The 25,728-nt window shown below is 38.2% G+C and carries 17 protein-coding genes; 12 read left to right on the forward strand and 5 right to left on the reverse strand.

Features of this window, described 5'->3' with window-relative positions; all coding sequences use genetic code 11:
- Positions 1–43 precede the first annotated feature (43 nt).
- Together ABID39_RS01285 and ABID39_RS01290 are read left to right on the forward strand one after the other, a co-directional pair.
- Positions 44–1,228: a DNA recombination protein RmuC gene (locus tag ABID39_RS01285; RefSeq protein ID WP_354185237.1), complete on the forward strand. Its 1,185-nt coding sequence runs from the start codon at positions 44–46 to the stop codon at positions 1,226–1,228.
- Positions 1,229–1,331: 103 nt separating this feature from the next.
- Positions 1,332–1,919, forward strand: coding sequence for a transglycosylase SLT domain-containing protein (locus tag ABID39_RS01290; RefSeq protein WP_354185239.1), 588 nt, complete (start codon positions 1,332–1,334; stop codon positions 1,917–1,919).
- Between the two features lie 599 nt (positions 1,920–2,518).
- On the opposite strand, the gene ABID39_RS01295 is transcribed toward ABID39_RS01290, so the two are convergent.
- Together ABID39_RS01295 and ABID39_RS01300 are read right to left on the reverse strand one after the other, a co-directional pair.
- Entirely contained in the window at positions 2,519–2,770 is a 252-nt protein-coding gene (locus ABID39_RS01295) for a BQ00720 family protein (RefSeq protein ID WP_354185241.1), read from the reverse strand.
- Between the two features lie 30 nt (positions 2,771–2,800).
- Positions 2,801–3,229, reverse strand: a complete 429-nt coding sequence (locus tag ABID39_RS01300) for an Hsp20 family protein (protein ID WP_354185243.1) — start codon at positions 3,227–3,229, stop codon at positions 2,801–2,803.
- A gap of 118 nt (positions 3,230–3,347) precedes the next feature.
- On the opposite strand from ABID39_RS01300, the gene nth reads away from it, so the two are divergent.
- The 10 genes from nth to ABID39_RS01350 all read left to right on the forward strand — a co-directional run bounded on the left by nth (position 3,348) and on the right by ABID39_RS01350 (position 13,068).
- On the forward strand, positions 3,348–4,088 hold the full coding sequence (gene nth / locus ABID39_RS01305; RefSeq protein ID WP_354185246.1) for an endonuclease III: 741 nt from the start codon (positions 3,348–3,350) through the stop codon (positions 4,086–4,088).
- A 153-nt stretch (positions 4,089–4,241) separates the two neighbouring features.
- Positions 4,242–4,445: a 50S ribosomal protein L35 gene (gene rpmI / locus ABID39_RS01310; protein WP_019220862.1), complete on the forward strand. Its 204-nt coding sequence runs from the start codon at positions 4,242–4,244 to the stop codon at positions 4,443–4,445.
- A gap of 33 nt (positions 4,446–4,478) precedes the next feature.
- Positions 4,479–4,880, forward strand: a complete 402-nt coding sequence (gene rplT / locus ABID39_RS01315; protein WP_354185249.1) for a 50S ribosomal protein L20 — start codon at positions 4,479–4,481, stop codon at positions 4,878–4,880.
- Between the two features lie 94 nt (positions 4,881–4,974).
- Positions 4,975–6,048 (forward strand): phenylalanine--tRNA ligase subunit alpha, encoded by a 1,074-nt coding sequence (gene pheS, locus ABID39_RS01320; RefSeq protein WP_354185251.1) that lies wholly within the window; start codon positions 4,975–4,977, stop codon positions 6,046–6,048.
- Between the two features lie 42 nt (positions 6,049–6,090).
- Positions 6,091–8,505, forward strand: a complete 2,415-nt coding sequence (gene pheT, locus ABID39_RS01325) for a phenylalanine--tRNA ligase subunit beta (RefSeq protein ID WP_354185253.1) — start codon at positions 6,091–6,093, stop codon at positions 8,503–8,505.
- 288 nt (positions 8,506–8,793) lie between these two features.
- On the forward strand, positions 8,794–9,702 hold the full coding sequence (locus ABID39_RS01330; RefSeq protein ID WP_354185255.1) for a metal ABC transporter substrate-binding protein: 909 nt from the start codon (positions 8,794–8,796) through the stop codon (positions 9,700–9,702).
- Complete coding sequence (locus ABID39_RS01335; RefSeq protein ID WP_354185257.1) at positions 9,699–10,529, forward strand: manganese/iron ABC transporter ATP-binding protein; 831 nt, start codon at positions 9,699–9,701, stop codon at positions 10,527–10,529. Before ABID39_RS01330 ends, ABID39_RS01335 begins: the two co-directional genes overlap by 4 nt.
- The gene (locus ABID39_RS01340) at positions 10,526–11,392 is read left to right on the forward strand and encodes a metal ABC transporter permease (protein WP_354185259.1); all 867 of its coding nucleotides are present in this window, start codon (positions 10,526–10,528) and stop codon (positions 11,390–11,392) included. Before ABID39_RS01335 ends, ABID39_RS01340 begins: the two co-directional genes overlap by 4 nt.
- Positions 11,389–12,294 carry a metal ABC transporter permease gene (locus tag ABID39_RS01345; protein ID WP_354185261.1) on the forward strand — a complete coding sequence of 302 codons (906 nt, stop codon included), beginning with the start codon at positions 11,389–11,391 and terminating at the stop codon, positions 12,292–12,294. Before ABID39_RS01340 ends, ABID39_RS01345 begins: the two co-directional genes overlap by 4 nt.
- A gap of 387 nt (positions 12,295–12,681) precedes the next feature.
- Positions 12,682–13,068 carry a YbaN family protein gene (locus tag ABID39_RS01350; RefSeq protein ID WP_354185263.1) on the forward strand — a complete coding sequence of 129 codons (387 nt, stop codon included), beginning with the start codon at positions 12,682–12,684 and terminating at the stop codon, positions 13,066–13,068.
- A 667-nt stretch (positions 13,069–13,735) separates the two neighbouring features.
- Here ABID39_RS01350 and pncB read toward each other — a convergent pair.
- The 3 genes from pncB to rpsA all read right to left on the reverse strand — a co-directional run bounded on the left by pncB (position 13,736) and on the right by rpsA (position 25,689).
- Positions 13,736–15,040: a nicotinate phosphoribosyltransferase gene (gene pncB, locus ABID39_RS01355; protein ID WP_354185265.1), complete on the reverse strand. Its 1,305-nt coding sequence runs from the start codon at positions 15,038–15,040 to the stop codon at positions 13,736–13,738.
- Between the two features lie 132 nt (positions 15,041–15,172).
- The gene (locus tag ABID39_RS01360) at positions 15,173–23,752 is read right to left on the reverse strand and encodes a glycoside hydrolase family 94 protein (protein ID WP_354185267.1); all 8,580 of its coding nucleotides are present in this window, start codon (positions 23,750–23,752) and stop codon (positions 15,173–15,175) included.
- A gap of 236 nt (positions 23,753–23,988) precedes the next feature.
- Positions 23,989–25,689 carry a 30S ribosomal protein S1 gene (gene rpsA, locus ABID39_RS01365; protein WP_354185269.1) on the reverse strand — a complete coding sequence of 567 codons (1,701 nt, stop codon included), beginning with the start codon at positions 25,687–25,689 and terminating at the stop codon, positions 23,989–23,991.
- Positions 25,690–25,728 lie beyond the last annotated feature (39 nt).

Genomic DNA, 25,728 nt, shown 5'->3' on the forward strand with positions numbered 1-25,728 from the left:
AATTCTTACGCTTTTTTATAAGAAGAGAGTTATATTATCTTTCATGTTTGATTCGTTTTTTTCGTTCATGTTTTCAATTGATCCCTTTGCTAAACTGATGGCTTTCCTATTATTTGCATTTGTTATCTTGGTACTTTTTATATTGATACATTTTCATAGGAAGAAAATATTTTTAGAAAGTGAGATTGCTGAACGTGCTCGTGAGGCACAAATGCAAATGGCTACATTGCTAAAAACACAAGCTGAAATGCAAGGTCGGATGCAGACGATGGCAGAAATTTTTGGTCAAAGACAGGCTGAATTGAATAAATCACTCAGTGAACAACTCAATGGGATGACAGCCAATTTGGGTCAAACTCTTCAGGTACAGACAAAATCTACTTATGAAAATTTAAATCGCTTGCAAGAGCGTTTAGCGGTCATTGATGCAGCACAAAATAATATTCAATCATTAGCAGGACAGGTTGTTCAGTTACAAGCTATTTTAAGCAATAAGCAAACGCGAGGCACTTTTGGTCAAGGGCGGATGGAAGCAATTATTACTGATGCTCTACCAGCTAATGCTTATGCTTTTCAGGTAGTTCTTTCAAATGGAAAACGGCCAGATTGTCTCATTCATATGCCGAATAAGGCACCTTCTCTTGTTGTTGATGCTAAATTCCCTCTAGAGGCTTGGAATGCCATGCGTAAAACAACATCAGCACAAGAACGCCAAGAAGCAGAACGGCAATTTCGTACCGACATGGAAGTGCATATTCGTGATATTGCACAAAAATATTTAATTCCTGGAGAAACACATGACACTGCTTTTCTCTTTGTGCCATCGGAATCAATTTTTGCAACAATTTATGAGGATTTTGAGTCATTGGTACAAAAAGCCAATAGAGCACATGTGATTATTGTCTCACCATCTTTATTGATGCTATCTGTTCAGGTTGTTCAAACCATTATGAAAGATGCGCGGATGCGTGAACAAGCGCATTTGATTCAGTCGGAAGTAGCAAAATTGATGGAAGATTTTGGACGAATGGACACACGTGTGCGTGCATTACAGAAGCATTTTTACAAAGCGAATGAAGATATAGAAGGAATTTTAATATCATCTTCTAAAATTATGAAGCGGGCTAACCGTATTGAGACTTTTGAATTAAAAGAAGATAACTCTAAGATAACGAAAGTAACAACATCTGTTGAACCACAAGCATTGCGTATGGTTGATGAAGAGTAAAGCGAGGATTTTGCTGTTACAAGTAGGTTCATCTCTTTTATTGGCTTGGTAATAATTTTTTAGTACTCTCATTTCATTATTTTCCATGAGAGGAAGAAAGAATATGCGGAATTCTTTGTTTTTAGGGACATTGGTGTTTTTGTTGGGAGGATGCGCAACCACCACCCCTATCTATACAAATAATGCTTGCGCTATTTTTGCTCAAAAAGATGGTTTTTTTGATAATTGGGAAAAAGCTTCTAAAAGAGCAGAAATGCGCTATGGAATTCCTATGCCTATTATTCTTGCAACCATTAATATGGAATCGAGTTTTCGTTATAATGCACGTCCTCCACGCACAAAACTGCTTGGTTTTATTCCATGGAAGCGTAAATCAACAGCTTATGGTTATTCTCAAGCGCTTGACAGTACATGGGCAGTATATCTCCGCTCCACAGGGAGGTCTTTTGCACGGCGTACGGATTTTGCAGATGCGGCTGATTTCGTTGCTTGGTACCATCGTCAAAGTGTTCAACGTAATGGTATTCGGTTTGATGATGCCTATAACCTTTATTTAAATTACCATATGGGTCATGGGGGTTATGCACGAAATAGAGGGCATGCAAATAGCGCACTTGTACAAGCAGCACAACGTATGGCAAGTCTATCTAGACGCTACGAACAGCAACTAAGAGCATGTGGGCGCCGTTAGGAGGATTATAAAATATCTGATCAAGGATTATGTTGGTTTTAAGCAACTTTAATGCAAGATTTTTATGGCTGAAATAAGAAAATACCGTTTTTGTGGTCCATGAATGGTTGGTTTTTTGATTGCAATAATTGAAAAATTAGATAGCAGGAAATGCTTCTAATGCATTTGAGAATATCCGGCGGAGGATTTTTTCATCAAATTTTTTCAAAAAAATACAAAATCAAAAGGTAAAAAAATTAATATACAAAAACAGAAGAATAAATTAAAATGTTTAATTCATAAAGATTGTTCATTATAATAGCCAAAAAATTAAAGTATAAAAGAGAACAAACGAACACCGCCTTCATTCTAAAGGTGAGGTGTATAAAGTTGAGAGCGATGTAACTTTTGATTTAAAACAAGCATGATAGCTTGTTAAATTGCACTAACCCACTTATTATTTCCTTATCAGTAGAAATTTTATTATCGTGCTCTACTGGTTCAGGAAAGCATATCATTTGCCACTTAAATCTTTTACTGCATATAGTCTGTTTATTTTTTCATTCAGATAGAATTGAAAAAGATTTATACAGACAATTAAGTTATTCTCATAATATGATTTAGTGTAGAGTTACAATTTGGAGTTCATGTTCATTAGCTCCTGCCAGAGCGATAGAGCGCTCATCGGATAAAATGATTGGGTAGCCTGTTTCACCAAAAAGAGCCCATACTGTAATGCCTGGAGTCATTGGTGGAAGATCAGGAAAATTTTTAGCGAGATCATCTGTACAAACTTTTTTTAGATAGGCAATTTGACCCATTTCAGAATAGGACTCATCCTGTAATAACAAGTTCTGTTTATGTTCTCCCATTTCACTATTCCTTTACGCTTTAAACTTTTATCACGCATTATTGCTGACTTTGATAGGAATCTGCTTTATTTGTTTTTGTGACTTTGGTTGATGCAGATTAATTGATAAGAGACCATTTTTCAACTCTGCATTTGTGACACGCATTCCTTCAGCAAGAACAAAGGTGCGTTGAAATTGGCGTGAAGCTATACCTCGATATAAATATTGATGATTCTGGTTATCCATTTGCTTACCATGAATGATCAGTTGATTGTCGTCAAGCGCGATACTGAGATTATTGACTTTAAACCCAGCAACAGCCAAAGTTATGCGTATATGATTGGTATCATCATTTTTGTGTAAACGTTCAATATTATAGGCTGGATAAGACTCATCGGACTTACCAATACGTTGTAATATTTTCTCTACTGTTTCAAATCCTAAAAGAAAGGGATTGGAGAAAGGCGTCACATGTGTCATTGTGATGATCCTCTTCAAAGCGGCTTTATTTAACAAAACTTAAAAAAATCGTTTGTTGCATATTTCTCATATGGCGAGCGTAAGTGATAACTTCAAGAGAGAAGATTAAGAGAGTTCAATGACTCAAAGAATAATAAAATTGTCAAAGACACGAAAATCTTCTGGAATAGTGTACAGTGAAGAGGAAATTGTAGAAATATTTCGTCGTTTTTCTGTTCAACGTCCTCTTCCTAAGAGTGATCTTATTTATACAAATGTTTTTACTCTTTTAGTTGCTGTTGTTCTTTCAGCTCAAGCTACAGATGTGAGCGTTAATAAAGCAACGGGGGAATTATTTCGTCTCGCTGATAGGCCAGAAAAAATGGTTGTATTAGGAGAAGAAGGGATTGCCCATTATATTCGTACAATTGGTCTTTGGCGTGCAAAAGCACGTAATATTTACGCGCTTTGTAATTTTTTAATTGAGCGGTATGGGGGACAAGTTCCTGATAATCGTGAAGCTCTTATGACACTTCCTGGAGTGGGACGTAAAACAGCGAATGTTGTTTTAAATGTTGCTTTTGGACATCCTACATTAGCGGTAGATACGCATATTTTTCGCTTAAGTAATCGTCTCGGTTTAGCACCTGGCAAAACACCAGAAATTGTTGAAGAAAAGCTGCTAAGGATTATACCGGTTCGTTATCTTCGTCACGCACATCATTGGCTTATTTTACATGGTCGTTATATTTGTCAAGCCCGTAAAGCACAATGCACACGGTGTATTATTGCTGATTTGTGTAAAGCAGCAATCAAGACGAATGCAATTCCAGCACCTTTGGTTGAAGTTCAAGGAAATGGTGCACCCATTTTTTTTTAATATGCTCTTGCTATTTTATGTGTACTAGCTTATGAAAAGTCTTTGTAGAGCCGCCCGGCAGGGCATGCCGTGGCTGTTTAAATGCTTATTTAGGCGTTGGTCCGCTTGAATGAACAAGTTCACTTAAATGAATGAAATGTATGGAGTAGCAAAATGCCCAAGATGAAGACCAAATCATCCGCTAAAAAGCGGTTTAAAATCACTGCGTCAGGCAAAGTTAAAGTAGCAGCTGCGGGTAAGCGTCATGGCATGATTAAGCGTTCGAATAAATTTATTCGTGATGCACGTGGAACGATGGTTTTGTGCGAACAAGATGCTAAAAAAGTTATCCAGCATTATTTGCCAAATGGTTTTTAAACCTCACGCTTTTGATTTTTAGGAGAATATTACATGGCACGTGTAAAAAGAGGTGTGACAGCACACGCTAAACACAAAAAAGTTCTGAAACAGGCTGAGGGTTTTTATGGTCGGCGTAAAAATACCATTCGTGCAGCCAAAGCAGCAGTTGATCGTTCAAAGCAGTACGCTTATCGTGATCGCAAAAATAGAAAGCGTACTTTCCGTGCTTTATGGATCCAGAGAATTAACGCAGCTGTTCGCGCAGAAGGTTTAACTTATGGACGCTTTATTGATGGTTTATCAAAAGCAGGTGTAGAGGTTGACCGTAAAGTTCTTTCAGATATAGCGATTCACGAAAAGGCAGCGTTTTCTGCTCTTGTTGCTTCTGCAAAGAAGGCTTTGGAATATTTAAAGGATACGACGCCTAATGCTTTTGAAGGCGCTGTCAAATAAGCCAGTCGTGTTCTCTTAAAGCATTTATTTATTCGGGATCCCGTACTGGTTGTTACTAGTACGGGTTTTTTCTATTCAAAAAATAGGCAAAAACATGAGCGACATTGAGCGTTTGGAACAAGACATTTGTTTAGCTTTAGAAGCAGCGAGAGATGAACAGGCACTTGAAGGGGTGCGTATTGCAGCATTAGGCAAAAAAGGCAGTATCTCTGAAAAATTAAAAGAATTAGGAAAGATGGATGCTGAAGAGCGTCGTAAAGTTGGACCTGTTCTTAATGGGTTAAAAAATCGTGTTTTAGAATTATGGGCGCAAAGACGTGATTTTCTTAAGAGTCAGGAAATGGATGCGCGCCTTTCTTGCGAAACGATTGATGTCACTTTGCCTGTACGTTCTTCGCCCATAGAACGGGGGCGTATTCATCCTATTTCGCAGGTGATTGAGGAAATTATAGCCATTTATACAAAAATGGGTTTTTCTCTTGCAGAGGGACCAGATATTGAAACAGATTATTATAATTTTACGGCGCTGAACTTTCCTGAAGGTCATCCAGCGCGGGAAATGCATGATACTTTCTTTTTTGATCTTGATAACATGAGAGAGCGGAAATTATTACGCACCCATACATCCCCTGTACAAATTCGTACGATGGAAAAGCAAAAAGCACCGATACGTATCATTATTCCTGGAAAAACTTACCGTATGGATTCGGATGCAACGCATTCACCTATGTTTCATCAGGTAGAAGGCCTTGTAATTGATAAAACCTCTAATATTGCACATATGATGTGGCTTCATGAGAATTTTTGTAAAGCTTTTTTTGAGGTTCCTTCAGTGAAGATGCGTTTTCGTCCTTCTTTTTTTCCTTTTACAGAGCCGTCTATGGAAGTGGATATTCAGTGTGATCGTTCTGGTTCAGAAGTAAAATTTGGGGAAGGGCAGGATTGGTTGGAAATTTTAGGATGTGGAATGGTGCATCCTCATGTGCTCAAGAATGTTGGTTTTGATCCCGATGAATATCAGGGTTTTGCGTGGGGTATGGGTATTGATCGTATTGCCATGTTGAAATACGGAATGCCTGATTTACGTGCCTTTTTTGATGCTGATCTGCGTTGGCTAGATCATTATGGTTTTCGCTTCTTTGATATGCCTGCTTTTTTCTCGGCTTAAACAATGTGTGATCTTAACATGGTTTTCAGATGAGGTTTTAAAATGAAATTTACATTGTCTTGGATAAAAGATCACTTAGAAACAGATGCATCTTTAGATGAAATTTGCGATAAACTAACGGCTATAGGCCTTGAAGTTGATCATGTTGATGATCGTTCTTCTTTAAAAGGTTTTGTGATTGCAAAAGTTTTGACAGCCACAAAGCATCCTGATGCAGATAAACTTCAGATTTTGTCAGTAGATATGGGAGATGATACGCCTAAGCAAATTGTTTGTGGAGCTCCAAATGCACGTGCTGGGCTTGTTGGTGTCCTTGCTTTACCGGGGACTTATGTGCCTGGGCTTGATGTAACACTGTCTGTAGGCAAAATTCGCGGTATTGAAAGTTTTGGAATGATGTGTTCACAAGCGGAGCTTGAATTATCGAATGAACATGATGGGATTATTGAGCTTCCTGAAGATGCTCCTATAGGAGGTTCATTTGCAGCTTATGCAGGTTTAGATGATCCGGTCATTGATGTTGGTTTAACACCTAATCGTTCTGATTGCACGGGTGTTCGTGGTATTGCGCGTGATCTTGCTGCTGCTGGAATTGGGCGATTAAAAGAATTGTCTTTGCCACAATTCGATATTTCTTTTGAAACACCGCTTAATGTTTCGTTAGATTTTTTGCAAAGTACATCGTTATGTTTAGGTTTTGCTTGGCGTGAAATACGCAATGTTCAAAATGGTGCAGCGCCACAGTGGATGCAACAGCGTTTAAGTGCGATAGGTTTAAGACCAATTAATGCATTGGTTGATATGACCAATTACATAAGTTTTGATCTTGGTCGCCCACTGCATGTTTTTGATGCAGATAAGATTAAAGGGAACTTGAGTGTACGATATGCGCGTGAAGGTGAACAGCTTCAAGCACTTAATGGAAAAATTTATAATTTAGGGGTTAAAGATTGTATTATTGCAGATGAGGAAGGTGTTGTTTCGATAGCTGGTATTATGGGGGGTGAAAGAACAAGCTGTGATGAAACAACACGCCATGTTATTATTGAATCGGCACTTTGGGATGCGCAGAGCATAGCGCAGACGGGGCGTGCATTAGGGCTTATTACTGATGCCCGTTATCGGTTTGAACGTGGTGTTGATCCGGCTTTTATGGAAATGGGGCTTGATATTGCAACATCATTAACTCTGCGTCTTTGTGGTGGTGAAAATTCAAAGATGAAGATTGTTGGTTATCATCAGCTAGCAATGAGACAGATAACTTTTCCTTTTTCTGAAATTAAACGTTTAACAAATTTGGAAATAGAGCCTGCACAAGTTGTCTCTATTTTGTCGCGGCTTGGATTTGACATTGAAGGGGAAGGAGATGTCATAACAGTTAAAGTGCCAACATGGCGCTCTGATATTGTGGGCAAAGCTGATTTAGTAGAAGAGGTTATGAGGATTTATGGGTTGGATAAAATTAAGCCCATTCCGTTAGCAAATTTTACAGAGGAAAGAGGTCCAGTTTTGACCTGTGCACAAATTCGCTCACGCATTGCGCGTTTGGCTTTAGTTCAGCGTGGTATGAAAGAGGCGGTGACATGGTCTTTTATTTCTGAAAGTCAGGCACTTGCTTTTGGAGGGGGACAAAAACAGCTTAAATTAGTTAATCCTATTTCTGCTGATATGTCAGTGATGCGTCCTTCTCTTTTGCCTGGTTTGCTTATGGCATCACAACGAAATGCTGACCGTGGTTTTTCAGATCTTGCATTATTTGAAGTTTCCAGCATCTATGAAGGTGATACACCTGATAAGCAACAATGTGTTGTTGGTGGGATTCGTCGCGGAACAGAACAATTTGAAGGGGTTGGGCGTTTTTGGAATGGGAATGCAGCAGCTGTTGATGCTTTTGATGCAAAAGCAGATGCATTGGCTGTTTTAGAAGCATGTGGTATGGATATTAGCAAAGTTCAAATTGAAGTTGGAGCACCTAATTGGTATCATCCTGGTCGTTCAGGGGTTATGAAGCTTGGATCAAAGATTATTCTTGGTTTTTTTGGTGTTCTTCATCCTGCGACAATAGAAAAGTTGGATATCAGTGGCCCTTTATGTGGTTTTGAAATTTTTCTCGAGCGTATTCCAGAGTCAAAGAAAAAAGCAACAAAAAGCCGTTCTCCATTGAAATTATCACCGTTTCAAATGGTGCGGCGTGATTTTGCGTTTGTTGTTGATGCGACTGTCACATCTTCTATGATTGTTCGTGCCGCAAGTGGAGCGGATAAAAAGCTTATTCATTCGGTACAAGTTTTTGATATTTTCGAAGACTCAGGTTTTGGAGAAAATAAAAAATCTGTTGCAATTGAAATTTCTATTCAGCCTATTGAACGAACTTTGACGGATGAAGATCTAGAAGAACTTGCTTTGAAGGTTGTAGAAAATGTTACTAAGATGACAGGCGCATATTTGCGTTGTTGAATATATTTCTTTTTTACTGAATTATTTTATGAAAAGGGAGTGCTTCTGAGTGCTCCTTTATTTTTAGATATTTAAGATCTGTCATGTTTTTTGAAATAAATTATTGTGCCAAATATATTCTTTTTAAATTATCAGTTTTTCAAAGGTAAAAAGGGAATTTAAAAATAACTAGAAAAGTTATTTTTTTGTAAGAATTCCTCGTTGTAAAAGTAAAAAATAATTGTTATTAATAAATGGTAATGCAAATCATTAGCAATAATATTGGGCTATGAACGAAAGAGAAGATCCATGAACATGAAAACATTTTTTACCATAGTTTTGGGGGCTGTTATTTTTTTCACACCCAATTTTGCTTTGTGTGCTGGTAAATTTAAAGCTGTTACAACATTTACCATCATTGCTGATATGGCGCGAAATGTTGCAGGTGATGTTGCTGAAGTTGAATCAATCACAAAACCAGGTGCTGAAATTCATGAATATCAACCTACACCTCGCGATCTCATGCGTGCGCAGGGAGCAAATCTTATTTTGTGGAATGGATTAGAGTTAGAGCTTTGGTTTGAAAAGTTTTTTCAAAACATCAAGGATGTTCCAAGTGTTGTTGTTTCAGAAGGTATTATACCCATTGAAATTGGTGAGGGTCCCTTTAGTGGTAAACCTAACCCGCATGCTTGGATGTCACCAACTTCTGCTTTGATTTACGTTGATAATATTCGCGACGCTTTTGTAAAATACGATCCTGAGCATGCTGCTATTTATAAAGAAAATGCTGAAATTTATAAACAGAAGATTCGTGCAACAATTGATCCAATAAGAGCTAAATTAGACGTGGTTCCTCAAGACAAGCGTTGGCTTGTAACGAGTGAAGGCGCATTTAGCTATTTGGCGCATGATTTTGATCTGAAAGAACTTTATTTATGGCCCATTAACTCTGATCAACAAGGAACACCGCAGCAAGTTAAGCATGTTATTGATATGGTTCGTAAATACAATATCAATGTAGTTTTTTCTGAAAGCACTATTTCTTCTGCACCTGCCAAACAAGTTGCTAGAGAAACGGGAGCTAAATACGGTGGTGTTCTTTATGTTGACTCTTTGAGTGAAAAAAATGGTGAGGTGCCAACCTATATTGATTTATTACGTGTTACCAGTGGGCGCATTAGCGATGCCTTGTTAGAGGGAGTAAAGGGCCAATGACAGGATCTGGAATATTTGCTCAAGGAATAACAGTTACTTATCGTAATGGACATACAGCTTTGTGGGACGTAAATTTTGAGAGTCCAATAGGTTCCATTACGGCGTTGGTTGGTGTCAATGGATCAGGTAAATCAACATTATTTAAATCTATAATGGGATTTGTATACCCTTCAAAAGGAAAAATTCGCATTTTTGATTTGCCCGTTGATACGGCTTTGAAAAAGAATCTTATCGCTTATGTTCCTCAGAGTGAAGATGTTGATTGGAATTTTCCTGTTCTTGTTGAAGATGTTGTTTTGATGGGGCGGTATGGTCACATGAATTTCTTTCGCTATGCACGGGCACGAGATTATGAAGCTGTCCGTGTTGCATTAGAACGTGTCGATATGCTGGCATTTGCTAAGCGACAAATTGGAGAACTTTCTGGTGGTCAGAAAAAGCGTGTTTTTTTAGCGCGTGCTCTTGCACAGCAGGCAAAAGCAATTTTATTAGATGAACCATTTACAGGGGTTGATGTCACAACAGAAGATAAAATTATTGCTTTATTACAAGATCTTCGTAAAGAAGGAGCTGTGATATTGGTTTCTACGCATAATTTGGGTTCTGTTCGGGAATTTTGTGATCACACAGTTTTAATAAAGGGGACAGTTTTAGCTTCTGGGTTAACAGAAATTATCTTTACAAAGGAAAATCTTGAGAAAACTTTTGGTGGTGTTTTGCATCATCATATTTTTGATCTTCAAGATTCTAAAAGAGATGAAGTTTGTACAGGGGATAAACAATCTCTCATTCATGAAAATACTCATAATATGGGGCACGTGGCATGATTTCTTGGTTACTTGAACCACTGAGTTATCAATATATGGTTAATGCGATGTGGGTTTCGGGATTGGTTGGTTGTGTTTGTGCCTTTCTTTCTGCTTTTTTGATGTTAAAAGGTTGGTCGCTTATTGGTGATGCACTTTCACATTCGATTGTACCTGGCGTAGCAGGTGCTTATCTTTTAGGTTTACCTTTTTCACTTGGGGCTTTTTTTTCTGGTGGTCTTGCAGCAGCAGCGATGTTATTTTTTAATAACAGGACAAAGTTAAAAGAAGATACCATTATTGGTCTTATTTTTTCTTCCTTTTTCGCTTTTGGGTTATTTCTCAAATCGTTAAAACCGATGGCAGTTAATATTGATACGATTGTTTTGGGAAATATTTTGGCGGTTAGTTCATCAGATATTTTACAATTGGCCTTTATTGGTTTTTTTTCTTTGTTTATATTGCTTTTGAAATGGAAAGATCTTCTTGTTTCTTTATTCGATGAAACGCATGCGCGTGCTATCGGATTAAATGTAAAGTTTTTAAAGTTTCTTTTTTTCACGCTACTTGCTGCTTGTACTGTTGCTGCTATGCAAACGGTTGGAGCATTCTTGGTTATTTGCCTTGTTGTGACGCCTGGGGCAACAGCTTATCTTTTAAGTGATCGTTTTGTAAATATTTTGGTTATTGCTGTTGTGATTGGAACATTCACAAGCATATTAGGTGTTTATGTGAGTTATTTTTTAAATGCGCAAACAGGTGGTGTTGTTGTGCTTTTTCAAGCATTCTTATTTATTCTAGCTTTTATTTTTGCTCCTAAACATGGTTTTATTGCTGCGCGCTTACGTATCAATGCGGCAAAAAAAGGTATGATGCTATCATGATTGATCAATTACTCCTTCCTTTTCAGTTTTCTTTTATGCTGAAAGGTATGCTTATTGTCATGATTCTTTCTATCCCCATGGCGATGCTTTCTTGTTTTCTTATTTTGAAAGGGTGGGCGCTTTTAGGCGATGCAATTTCCCATGCTGTTTTTCCTGGTGTTGTTCTTGGTTATATGGCAACACCATGGGTGATAACATTTTTGACTTCTTTGCCATTTGTTTGGTTTCAGCAGATGCATCCTGCTAATGTGACGATGACTTTGATTGCTTGTGGTGCCTTTATTGCGGGTATGGTTTGTTCTATCTTGACGGGTTTTTTAGAGAGCAATAGCCGTATTAAGCAGGATACAGTGATGGGTGTCGTTTTTTCATCAATGTTTGGTTTAGGGCTTGTTTTGGCAACATCTATTTATAGTAGCTTAGATTTAAATCATATTCTATTCGGCAATCTCTTAGGGGTTAACTGGCTTGATATTACGCAGACAGTAATCATTTCTGCTATTGTTACTTTTATTATAGTCGCAAAATGGCGTGATTTTATGCTGTATATTTTTGATTCAGTTCAGGGGCGTGCAGTGGGATTACGGATATCGATGCTCCATTATACCCTTTTAACGATGATTTCTCTCACGATTGTTGCGGCTTTAAAAGCTGTTGGTATTGTTCTTGTTATTTCTTTCTTGATAGCACCTGGAGCGATTGCTTATCTCATTACGAAACGATTTTCTCTCATGTTGGTGATTGCTGTATTTGTTGCGGCTTTTTCTGGTTTTTTAGGAATTTATTTAAGCTTATTCATTGGTTCAGATTCTGCTTCCACAATTGTGCTTATTTTAACACTGATTTTTATTGCTATTTTTACATCAATGTTTTTACGTCATGTTCGTGTTCAAGAAATTTAAGTGTAATATAATTTACACATGTCAGCTATGCATTTTTGTGTGTTGTCTCATATAATTGTTTTAACTAAACAGCAGAGCGCTAGATTTTTTTCCTCCTAATATCTAGCAAATGGGTGCAGTATTTCTTCCCCCCAAGACTGCATTCGTGATTAAAAGGCTGCATTGATTTATTCTGCAGCCTTTTTATTTTACTTTTCTCTAAAGATTTATGCTGATTTCTTGAAAATTTTTAAATGATCATCATATCTCGTGAACTGCTTTATGTTTTAGAGGATATTATCACAAGAAATATATTTATGAATAAGGTGGTATTGGAAGTAATTGTGTTCAAGAGCGCTTGAAAAGCAGGAAGAAAAAGGTCTTTATAGAGAAAAATAGTATTAAAGAATGAAAAAAGATTTTAAAATGTCTCGCTCTGTGCGTATTTGCACTTTTATAGTGGGATGGGTAATGGTTGTATTGGGTATTATTGGTATTATGTTACCTATTATGCCAACAGTGCCATTTTTATTAATTGCTTCATGGTGTTTTGCTCGTTCGTCACCGCGTTTTCATCATTGGTTGAATAATCACCGTATTTTTGGTCCACCTATTAAACAATGGGAAGAAAGGGGAGCCATTTCTACACTTGTTAAAGTTTTTGCGGTAGTAAGTATGGCAGGTGGTTTTTTATCATTTTTAGTGATGGTGCATCCTACCTTGTGGTTTGCCTTATTCGTTGCGGTTATTTTACTATTTATTTCTATTTATGTCGTGACGCGTCCATCTTCATAATGACAAAAATAAAAGGTTTTACAAATCGAATACTTTTTTACTCTGTTCATTAAGAGAGTTTTTCATATCAAAATATCAAAGAATTGGTTCATAACGATAATTTTTTGTTGCGTAGCATATTGAATCAAAGGCTCGAATATTGTGTGATTCATTCACTTCAAATCTGTTCATTTTGAAGCAATCAAAATCACTCTCTTTCGCGTCACAAGCGGGGTTGGTATGTGGATAAATGGCTGCTGTAAAAAAGATTAAAACGTCTCTTATGAGCTATCTTAATGCGTGGTTTGTTGGCAACATCATGAGCTGGCAAATATACGATGGCGCTGGTTTGTACCTTTACAAGTGTAAAGATGGTGGTTCTCAATGGGAAATAACATTCATGTATTAAGCGGTGTATAGGGTATTAAGTGGTGTATAGGATCATAAGTTTTTTGAGAATGTGGTATGAGAGAGGTTTATGAAACAATTTTACACGTGGAAAGTATTTTGCATGAACAGTTGAACACAAATATTTGTAAAGCTACTTTGATGAATAATGACGGGTTATATAGAGAGAAGGAATGCTCTTTTTATTCAATGCTTAAGAAATCGCATTGGCTTATGAGTTATCATTCATTAGAAACTTTATAAGCATTTATCTTTACGTTTTATGGAAATGGACTTACAATCAGATCTTTACGGGTCTTGCAACACGTTTTTCATTACCAAAAAAATTGAGATAACGTTGTATTTCTCGCTGTTCTCCGATAGTTTTCTCAGGGTTATCTGAAAGTTTTACAGCGGGTTTACCATTGGCGTGGGTGACTTTACAAACAAGAGAAAGAGCACCGAAGGTTGCTATGTCTTGTGGTGCACAACCTGCAAAATCATTCGTAAGGTCTGTTCCCCAGCCAAAGCTCGTGCGTACTCTTCCATGAAAATGATGATAAGTTTTTTCAATTGTTTCAATATCGAGCGCATCAGAAAAAATCAATAATTTTTCACGTGGATCTTTTCCTTTTTCTTCCCACCATTGGAGGATGCGTTCACCGCCTTCAATGGGGGGAGCACTGTCAGGTCTAAAACCTGTCCAATCAGCGACCCAATCTGGAGCATTGTGTAAAAATGCTTCTGTACCAAAGGTATCAGGCAAAACAATGAGAAGATTTCCACCATAATAACGGTTCCAATCTTGCAGGACTTTATAAGGGGCTTTATGCAATTCGTCATCATTATTGGCAAGAGCGGCAATAACCATTGGTAATTCATGTGCATTAGTACCAAGAGCTTCTAAATCTGTATCCATGGCGAGAAGAACATTGGAAGTTCCAGTAAAGGAATCGCCAATACCTTCCTTCAATGCTTCAACACACCAGCGTTGCCATAAGAAAGAATGACGACGCCTCGTGCCGAAGTCAGATATTTTAATATCAGGCAATTTTTTGAGACGTTCAACTTTACTCCACATTTTTGCTTTAGCGCGTGCGTAAAGTACATCGAGAGCAAAACGATCCAATTTTTTCATAGCAGCACGTGAACGTAATTCACAGATAATAGCGAGGGCGGGGATTTCCCACATGGAGCTATGGGGCCACGGGCCATGAAAATGGAGTATATATTGTCCATCTTTACGGGCGAGTTCATATTCAGGGAGTTGAAAATTTTCAAGCCAATGAAGAAAATCTGGCTCGAAAATTTGTTTACGTCCATAAAATGTATTACCAGCAAGCCAGATCATTTCTTTTTTCGTAAATCGCAAACTAAGAGCGTGATCAAGTTGTGCACGCAATTCACCTTCATCAATTTCATCAGCAAGATGTATTGTTTGGGTACGGTTTATAAGGGAAAAAGTAACATTAACATTGGGGTAAAGTCCCCAAATCATCTGTACCATAAGAAGTTTGTAAAAATCCGTATCGAGAAGTGAACGGATAATGGGATCAAGTTTCCAAGTATGATTGTAAACACGCCTAGCAATATCAGGATGGTTCATAACCCTCTTTCTTTCAGTCTCGTAGCCTCTAAAATGACTATGTATTAACAAAAATCAATATAAGGACGGGAGAGACTATAACAACTCTAAGGTTTTGAGCAAGAATAAAAAAGCCTTTTATTTTTTCTGTTTTTAAGACTTAATTATATGTATGATTTCATGTTTTCCTGTCTTTTGTAACTCTATTCCTGCATGAATTTCGGTATGTTTTTTTCCATTCACACTGAGCATATTTTCAGATCCCCGTTGTACTTTAATGGTATAAACAGCATCATGAAATTTCATTTTTGCTTCATATTTTGGCCATGAGGAAGGCAAGTGTGGATGTAGAAATAACAGGTTATCTTGACGATTAATGCCAAGAATAGCTTGTGTTGCAGCGCGATAAAACCACCCTGCTGAGCCTGTATACCATGTCCAACCGCCTTGTCCATGATGTGGTTTAAGAGCATAAATATCTGCAGCTATCACATAAGGCTCAACACGATAAATTTCAGGGTTTTCTCCATGTGTAATTGGATTGATCATAGAAAATAAAGCATAGGCTTTATCGTTTTCATTCATTTCTGCAAGTGCCAAAATGCTCCAAATAGCACCATGGGTGTATTGACCGCCATTTTCTCTAATTCCTGGAGGGTAACCTTTTATATAACCGGGTTCAAGAGTTGTTTTATTAAAAGGTGGCCAGAAAAGACGTATAAGACCGCCTTTTTCATCGCACAGATGTTCAAGCATTGAGGTCATTGCTTGTTTTTGGCGCTTGAGAGGTGCCATTTGAGAAATAACAGCCCAAGATTGTGCAATAGTATCAATTTGGCATTCATCATTTATTTTAGAGCCAAGAGGTGTTCCGTCATCAAAATAACCACGTCGATACCAAGCACCATCCCAGCCGTTTTTTTCGAGGGATTTTTTCAAACGCTCAAGATAGGAACTCCATGCTTTCACATGATTGTTATCATCACGTTTTTGGGCGAGGGGAATAAATGTTTGTAGCGTGGTGCCTAGAAACCATCCTAACCAAATGCTTTCACCTTTTCCTTCAATACCCACTAAATTCATACCATCATTCCAGTCTCCGCCGAGAATAAGGGGGAGTCCATGTGGTCCACAGCGTTTGATAGCAAGATTGAGAGCTAAGGCACAATGCTCATAAACTGTGGCACTTTTTGAGGATTGCGTGGGTTGAAAATAAGCATCATGCTGTTGTTCGGTAAGAGAGATACCTTCAATAAAAGGCGTTAAGGTATCAAGAAATGCGTAGTCGCCGGTTGTATTAACATAAATGGCTGTTCCATAGGCAAGCCAAACAATATCATCAGAAATGCGTGTGCGAACACCCGCATTGGTATCAGGTAACCACCAATGCTGTACATCACCTTCAAGAAACTGATGCTTCGTAGCGTTTAATAATTGTTCACGTGCTAGTTGTGGTTTCAATAATAACAAGGATAAGCTATCTTGTAATTGGTCGCGGAAGCCAAATGCGCCGCTGGCTTGATAAAAAGCGGCACGTGCCATCATACGGCAAGCATAGGTTTGATAAGGAAGCCAATGATTGACCATAATATCAAAAGAGGGATCAGGTGTTTTTACTTGGAGAGGAGAAACAAAATCACACCATTGTTGTTTTTGTTGCGTGAGAAGAACTTCAAAGTCATATTGACGCACTTGATCCAATAGTTTTTCAGCTTCCTGTCTGTTTTCAGCACTGCCAAGATAGAAGATGATTTCTTTTGTTTGTCCTGGCAACAAATCAATATCATACGTGAATGCTGAACAAGGATCACATCCAGCTTCAACAGTATTTGAAAGGGTACCAGCTTTGCGGATAGCGTGTGGGTGCATAACTGTTCCCGTTAAACCAATAAATTCGGTACGATCAGCAGTAGTGCTGGTTGGCATTTCAGATGCTGATAAAAATGTTACTTGTTGATATTTTTCGATGTGATAAGGATTTTGAATGAAATGTGCACCACGGTTGGAATCATAAGAAGGGAGTATAAAGGGGGCATATTTTGTGCGGACATTGCCCAAAACCCATTCAACATAATTATAAAGGCGTAAGCTGCGTAATTTTTTTCCTTCATTTTTGAGGATGAGACGCGAGAGACGAACAGGCTTTTCTTGATCAATCGTATGGGTAAGCTCCAGAGTGATTCCTGAATGTGTGGATTTAAAGGTTGAGAATCCAAAACCATGGCAAGCTTCATAAACAACACTTTCATCACATTCAACAGCAGAAACGGGTGAGAAACATTTTAAAGACAAGCGATCCACGAGATAAAGTGCTTCCCCTGGACGGTTAGAAATAGGATCATTGCTCCAAGGGGTTAATTGATAATCACGGCTATTGTTCGTCCATGTAAAGAGTGCACCTTCAGCAGAGACATGAAAGCCAAAGTTTTTGTTAGCAATGACGTTAATCCACGGATGTGGTGTCCTAGTGTGTCCATGAAGACGTATCACATAATAGTTATGGTGATTAAAACCGCCATAACCATTCCAATATTGTAGATCTTCTCCATTAACAAAGAGAGTAGGTGATTTTTGTTGATTAATAGTACCAATAGAGCCAGAGAAGCTTTGTTCTGTTTGAGTTAAACTTTGCCTTCTTTCATGATGCTTTTCGTAATTTACTTTATAGCGAGATTCTTGACAACTACTACGAATTTCTGCCTCAAAATCCTTCTCATCAAGCCGTTTGAGTTGTTCAGATAAAGAGCCATTTTGAGCATGAAGGATAATGCGGGCTGTTGCAAGAAGTGTCTTAAAACTTTGTTCATTCATCTGATCACGCTGTAGCGTGAAAATATGTTGATGTTTGTTCATTTCATCGGCACGATGTCGGTAAGATTCGCATACCCATTCAATGGCGCGTTGTGTATCCTGTATATAGGAAAATGCGTGTTCGTTAAGAATAACCAGATCAACAATAAGTCCGCGCATACGCCAATATTCGTGCGCTTTAAGAAGTTCACGCAGTACAGCAATACCTCCTTCATTATCTAATCGGAGAAGAAAGATAGGGATATCTCCTGAAATGGACATTGGCCAGAGATCAGATTGTTTTCCAAGAGTTTTTGCTAATATTGGGGAAGGAAGACGCCACGTTCGATCAGGATAGATAAGTGGTGTTGCGTATTTTTGAAAAGTAATAGCTTCTCTAAGGTCAATACCTTTTTGATACAATGAAACTTGTGAGCGTGTCCATGCCATTGAAAATTCTTGCTGGAATATATTAGATTGTCGATAATGTTTAATATGACTATGCAATGTTTCTTTTGTATGCGCAGCAAAAGTCCAAAAAATGAGTTCAGCTTTTTCATATGCTGGAATTTTTATATAGCATCGCAGTGAGATAATTGGGTCCAGAACACAACCCTGACTATTGCTAAAACGAGCATTTTGATCAAATGCAGCCGGCCGATGAATGGATCGTCCACGACCAATAAACAAGGAGCGATCAGTTTCCGCTTCTGTTTTTTGGAGAGATCCTGTGGGATCAGTGACAAAATGAGCAATACAGATTTCAGGGTCATTGGGAGAACGTTTACGTCTTGTGGCAAAAATTGTTGTTCCTTTCTCTGCAATTTCTGTTTCTATAAACATGCGAGAAAAAACAGGATGTGCACAATCATTCTCTATAGTTTCTAGCGCTAGTTCACCATAAGAGGTAACTTCAATAAGGCGGTCTTTGTTTGTTGTATTCATAAGTTGAATACGTCTGCCTTCACCGCATCCTTCAGACGCAATAAGACATTCAAGTGTTGATTTTATGCCATCAACTGTTTTCGTATATTCAGCTTTTTCATCTGTAAAAATGCAAGTTGTTTCTTCTTCGATAATGCGTGTTGGTTCACTCGTAACAGACCACCAGCGTCCATTATGCATATCACGTAGGAAGAATAGAGTACCTTGTTGATCTTCTGTCGTATCAGGTATAAAGCGCGTGATAGCATAGTCGTGCCAACGGCTGTAACCAGATCCGTTTGCTGTCAGCATTGTAGAATAAAAACCATTGGATAAGAGCAAAGTTGCACGTGGTTTGAGTAACGGGTTTGTAATAATGCGTAAGGGGACCTCATCCCATTCTTGAGAATTATGACTTATGGGATTAATAGCTTTAGTATGAATAATAGGAATTTGATGCGGGGCTCTTTCTTGTAAGAGAAATTGTACGGATTCAATGGCTGGATCACGGTGAAAACGATCGCGCATCCGTCCTTGAAAAATAACATTGTTGACAGCAAGAATAGACATACCATGATGGTGCGCATAATAATTGCGCACAACAGCGTATTTTTCTCCTGTTTTTACGCGTGAAGGGGTAAAATCGACGGAGTCATAATAACCATATGTTCCTAGAGCTCCAAGATCACGCAGTCGTTTTAAATTGGTAACAGCTTGGTTTGGTACATATTGTGCTGCTAAAAAGTTGGCGTAGGGGGCAATAACCGTATTGCGTGAGAGTCCACGTTGGAGCCCGATGCTTGGAACGCCAAAATTGGCGTATTGGTAATTCATTAAGTGATCGCGAGCATTAAATGCAGCTTCTGAAATACCCCATGGCAATCCTCGTTTATGAGCATATTCTATTTGATGACGAATAATCAGCCGATTTGTTTGGTCCATGAGAGACCCCAATGGCTCACGCATGACAAGAGATGGCATAAGATATTCGAACATGGAGCCAGACCATGATAAGAGAGCGCCTTTCCAACCGATAGGAACATGAAGTCGACCAAGGTGAAACCAATATTTAACTTTTATATCTCTTTTTGCTATAGTAAAAAGAGTTGCAAGGCGCGCTTCTGAAGCGAGTAGATCGTAACAATTTTCATCAAGTTTATTTTCTTGAACACGATATCCAATAGACAAAAGGTGTCGTTCAGGCTGTGCTAAAAAATCAAATTGCATATCAAAGGCTATTTGCCGTGCTTTCATAGCCAAACTGTTTAATGTTTTTCGTAATTTTTCGTTATCATAGTCATTCGTAACATTGTGATGGTGAACTTCACAGGTTTCTAAAAGGCGTTTCGCCCAAGATAATGCATTAGTGGATTCTATAGTTTGGATTTTTTGATTGAGTTTCTCTGCTAAATGCACAATATCATAAGCGGTAAGTGAAAGATCTGTGATATGGCAGACAGCCATATCTGGTTTTTCTATGAAAGCATTAATAGAGTGATGAAAATGAGTGATGCGCTCTTCGATTTGTTGGCGTAAGGGTCGTAAAGCTGCTTGATTATCTTGAATTTCTTTTACAGTTTCTTCAAGAATAGTATTGACATCAGATAAGCCTGCTCTATCAGTTTGTAATAAAATATCAGGTGTTTCAGCCCATTCACTCAAAGCTGAGGAGAGGGTTACCAAATGTCCAGCAAGATTTCCTGAATCAACAGTTGATACATAAGTCGGCAAGAGAGGTTTGAGTGTGTCCGTTTCATACCAATTATAAAGGTGACCACGGAACTTTTCCATTTTTGTAAGAGTGTTTAGCGTGTGTTCGATGCGTGTAAGAGCATCTTTAAAATGAATCCAACCAAAATCCCGTGCAGCAATAACAGAGAGAAGATAAACTCCAATATTTGTAGGGGATGTACGTTGAGCAAGAAGAGGTTCTGGATCTTCTTGGAAATTATCAGGTGGCAAATGGTTGTTTTTGGCATTAACAAAGGTTGCATAATAAAGCCATGTCCGCCGTGCGATGCTCCGTAGTGTTTTTGTATCCTCTGAAGAGAGATGAAGGCCATCTTCAAATGTTGATGGTTTACTGACAATCCAAGCAATCAAAGGTGAAAAAAACCATGCTAGTCCAAAGGGAAAAGCAATAAAGCTCGTAAGATTATGAGAGGATAGAGGCATTGCTAAGGCAATAATCCCAATAAGTGATGCTGGCCACATTGTAAGGGCATAGAAGCTTAAACTATTTGGAATAGCTTTTGTTGCGGCGGAGGTTTTCCATTCAAGCAAATATTGTTTTGAAATCTTCATGCGATAGAGTGTGCGGATAATTGCATCAGTCATAAAATAAGCTGAATGGGCAAGAAATGTCGTTTTGAGTAAGATATTTGCTCCCACGAGGGCTGTTTTATGCGAAATTAATTGGATTTTTTCGCGCAAAGAATCATCATTATTGGATGGAATAAGAGTTTGTAACACGTCTAAAATTGGTGAAACAAAGAGACTACATAGCAAGAATATTTGCCAAATAATTGCTATTTGTAACGGTAAAAGAGACCATCCTGCAATAGCTGCGATTAACCACATAAGTGGTGTGAGAGAACGACGCAAGTTATCTTGCATTTTCCAACGTGTCGTGGAATTGATTTTATGGCAAGAGAAGAGATAAGGTAAAAGTTGCCAATCACCGCGTACCCAGCGATGATGGCGCACAACGTCAACGTTATAAGCTATCGGGTAATCCTCAATCACTTCTACACTACTTACCAACGCTGCACGTGCATATCCTCCTTCTAGAAGATCATGACTGAGAACGGTATTTTCTTTTATTTTACCATTAAGCGCTTGTTCAAATGCATCGATATGATAAAGACCTTTGCCTATAAAGGTTCCTTCTCCCAAAAGATCTTGATAGGTATCAGAAACAGCAAAAGCATAAGGATCAATGCCACGATTGGTAGAAAAAACGCGTTGCAGGATTGAAGTTTCTTTTCCTGTTGTCAGAGAAGGTGTAACGCGGGGTTGCAAAATGCTGTAGCCTTTTACAACTTTTTTGTTTTGTGGATCGAAAATGGGGTGGTTGAGTGGATGATTCAGTTTTCCAACAAGTTTTGTAACACTTTCAGGGGTAAGCTTTGTGTCTGCATCAAGAGTCATCACAAAACGACAATCCATAGGAAGGTGAGGATGTGTTGGGTAAAAACTTGTGTTTTTATCGCCTCTTAATAACAGATTTAGTTCATGGAGTTTGCCACGCTTTCTTTCCCATCCCATCCAGCATTTTTCACTGGTATTATAAAGGCGGCGACGATGTAAAAGGAAAAAGAGCGGGATATCATCACGATGATAACGGTGGTTAAGTTTATCGATAGCTTTTTGTGCATAATGCAACAGGTCAAGATCATCTTGCTTTTCTTTTAAGGGAGCATCACTCCAATCTGTAATGAGTGAAAAATGAATGGCACCTTTAGGGTTAGAAAGATAGTGCACTTCAAGATTGCGTACTTGCTCATCAATATCATCGCGTGATGTGATTAAAGTAGGCACAACAACCATTGTACGCGCATGGTTGGGAATACCCTCTTTATATTCATAACCAATGAGCTGTTTTGATGGGATAAGCCATGAAACAACAGTGTTAAAGAACGCAAAAGCAGCGTCCATAGCAGGAAAAAGTGCTAATGCGGTAAAAAGAAAGGACATCCATGGTGTTATACCACTTGTCTGTAAAAGAGCATGGACTACAAGCAGAAAAACAAGCGTTAAAAAAGAAACAGGAATTGCAATGATTCTTATCTTTGAGCAACAAAGAACTCTCGCCAATCTTGTAAAAAGAGGTGGAGTGTAATCACAGGCTTTTTCAAAGGCACAACGCCCTTCATCGGTAAGATACCACCCAATAGAGGATTTTTTATGATGAGATGTCTCTTGAGATGAAGAGTGTGCCATCTCTATAGCTTTTTGTGCAATTTCCAACTCACTGAAAGGTGAAAAACACGCAATTTTTTCAATTACTTGTCGATAGATATCACGTGAATGAGAATCGATATCGGAAAAATCACTATTTTTGCGTAAAATAGAGTCTACAGAACTGACAGTTTCAAACCATGCTGTCCAATCAACGTCTTCAATAATGTTGAAGGAGCGGATAATATTGCCCATAGTTATGCCATCTGCGGCTTGGCAATCATGTTCATTGGCTGTTATAGTTTCTAGGTTACTGCTTTGTTTCTGTAATTGCTTTTCAAGCCAAGTTAATGCGGTGGTTGAATCAACAGATGCACTACGCAGATGATAAAATAAGCGTGCTGAAAAGGTTGTATCAACGGTGAATGACTCATACTGAGTAAAAAGAGCGTGTAATTTTGTTTCGTTATCTGCACGAGAAATTTTATCAGCTGCTTGATGAGCAAGATAGTGCATATGCTTTCTTTGTTCAATCCGCAGTGAGAGACGACAGACATTTTCAATGAGGAGCATCTGTATAGCAGAAGGCAGAGCCCATAATTCACCAATTGTAAGGACACAAATTTCTTGGAATCCATTGATCATAGCTGTAAGTGTTTTTTGTGAAAATCTACTATCTGTATGAGCAATATAAAGCCAAGCTAAAGCAAAGATACGTGGTATTCCTGCCTGTTGCTGATAAAGAGAAAGTTTCTTAATGAAGGCTTTGGATAAATTACGGCGTAGCTGTTGTATCGTTTTGTCAATGGTATAATGGTTATCAATAAGCCATTGAGCAGATGGTGAAATAGTTTCGTCATTTCGAGCAGCAGCATCACAGATATGAAAAACATGAAGAATAAGTTTAGCATTTTCATTCAATTGCTTATAAAAATCTTTTTCTCCTTTATATTCAGGAAGGAGGATTTCTTTGCTTGATGCTATATTATAGCCTAATTTATAAAATTCATCCTGTGATTTATAAGTTGAACGAATAGGAAAGTAAGATTTAGTAAAATAAGAGCTTTTTGTTTTTCTAGAAAAAAAATACTTTATAAATGATGATGTTGTGAGTGCCATAATATTCTATTGTTATTTAATTCCATAGTTTCTTCATGTTTAAAAGGTTGTGAGTACTTTATCCTAATAGTGAGCAGTTTATAGAAAAAAAACAAATTTTTTGTTTTTATTTGAGAAATATTTGTAATTTTTGAAAAGTTTGTTGAACAAACAAACAGACAATTATTTTGAAATATAAAAAAGGTCGCTAAAAAGATAAGCGACCTTAATTTCAATATCTATTTTAAAATTTACAACTATTCTTGTTCTTGTTTTTTCAAGGCTGCACCAAGAATATCACCAAGAGAAGCACCTGAGTCTGTAGAACCATATTGTGCAACGGCTTCTTTTTCTTCTGCAATTTCTAAAGCTTTTATAGATACAGAAAGTTTACGTGTTTTTTTATCAAAAGCAGTAATGCGGGCATCAACTTTTTGACCAATTGCGAAGCGTTCAGGACGCTGCTCATCACGATCACGTGCCAAGTCAGCACGGCGAATGGTTGTTTCAAGATTGTGGTCAATCAATTTGACTTCAATGCCATTATCATTAACAGCGATAACTTCACATGTTACGACAGCTCCTTTGCGAAGTTCGCCAGAGGCTGCTGCTTCTCCAACTTTATCGCTAGAAAGTTGCTTAATTCCAAGAGAGATACGCTCTTTTTCAACGTCAACATCAAGGACCACAGCTTGAACGACATCACCTTTTTTGTAGGTATCAATAACTTGTTCACCAGGACGGTTCCAGTCAAGATCGGAGAGGTGAACCATGCCGTCAACATCGCCTTCAAGACCAATAAAGAGACCAAATTCTGTTTTGTTTTTAACCTCTCCTTCGATTTGTGAATTAACAGGGAATTTATTAGCAAAAGCAACCCATGGATTTTCAAATGTTTGTTTTAAGCCAAGGGAAATACGCCGTTTAGAAGGATCAATTTCAAGAACAACCACTTCTACTTCTTGTGAAGTAGAGAGGATTTTTCCTGGGTGAACATTTTTCTTTGTCCAACTCATTTCGGAAACGTGAATGAGGCCTTCGATTCCTGGTTCAATTTCAACAAAACCACCGTAATCTGTAATATTTGTAACAGCTCCGGTAATTTTTTTACCAATTGGATATCGAGCACTGATACTTTCCCAAGGATCACTTTCGAGCTGTTTCATGCCAAGAGAGATACGGTGTGTATCTTGATTAATGCGAATGATTTGAACTTTAATCGTTTGACCAATTGTGAGGACTTCAGATGGGTGATTTACACGTCGCCAAGCCATATCTGTGACGTGCAAGAGGCCATCAATTCCTCCAAGGTCAACAAAGGCACCATAATCGGTGATGTTTTTCACAACACCTTCAACGATCTGGTTTTCTTCAAGATTTTGTACAATTTCTGAACGCTGTTCAGCACGGCTTTCCTCTAAGACAGTACGACGTGAAACAACAATATTTCCACGGCGACGATCCATTTTTAAAATTTCAAAGGATTGTGAATTGTGCATGAGAGGCGAAACATCGCGAATAGGGCGAATATCAACTTGGCTGCGAGGCAAGAAAGCAACAGCACCATCGAGATCGACTGTAAAGCCACCTTTTACTTGGCTAAAGATAACTCCATCGACGCGTACACCGGCATTAAATTTTTCCTCTAAACGGATCCAGCTTTCTTCACGGCGTGCTTTTTCACGCGAGAGGACGGCTTCTCCCATCGCATTTTCAATGCGCTCAATGTAAACTTCAACTTCATCTCCAATTTGTAAGGAACCATCTTTTCCTTTAGCTCCAAATTCCTTGAGTGGAATGCGTCCTTCGACTTTAAGTCCAGCATCAATAATGGCCATGTCTTTTTCTATTGCAATGATACGGCCTTTAACAACTGATCCTTCGTTAAGGTCATTAGTTTGGAAGGATTCCATGAGAAGAGCTTCGAAATCCGCTGTTGTGGGATTGTATTGTGACATAAGAACTCCTGATACATACCTTATAAAGGTATAAGCGCT

This window comes from Bartonella japonica (genome assembly GCF_040545385.1).
In the GTDB taxonomy this organism is placed as follows: Bacteria; Pseudomonadota; Alphaproteobacteria; order Rhizobiales; family Rhizobiaceae; genus Bartonella; species Bartonella japonica.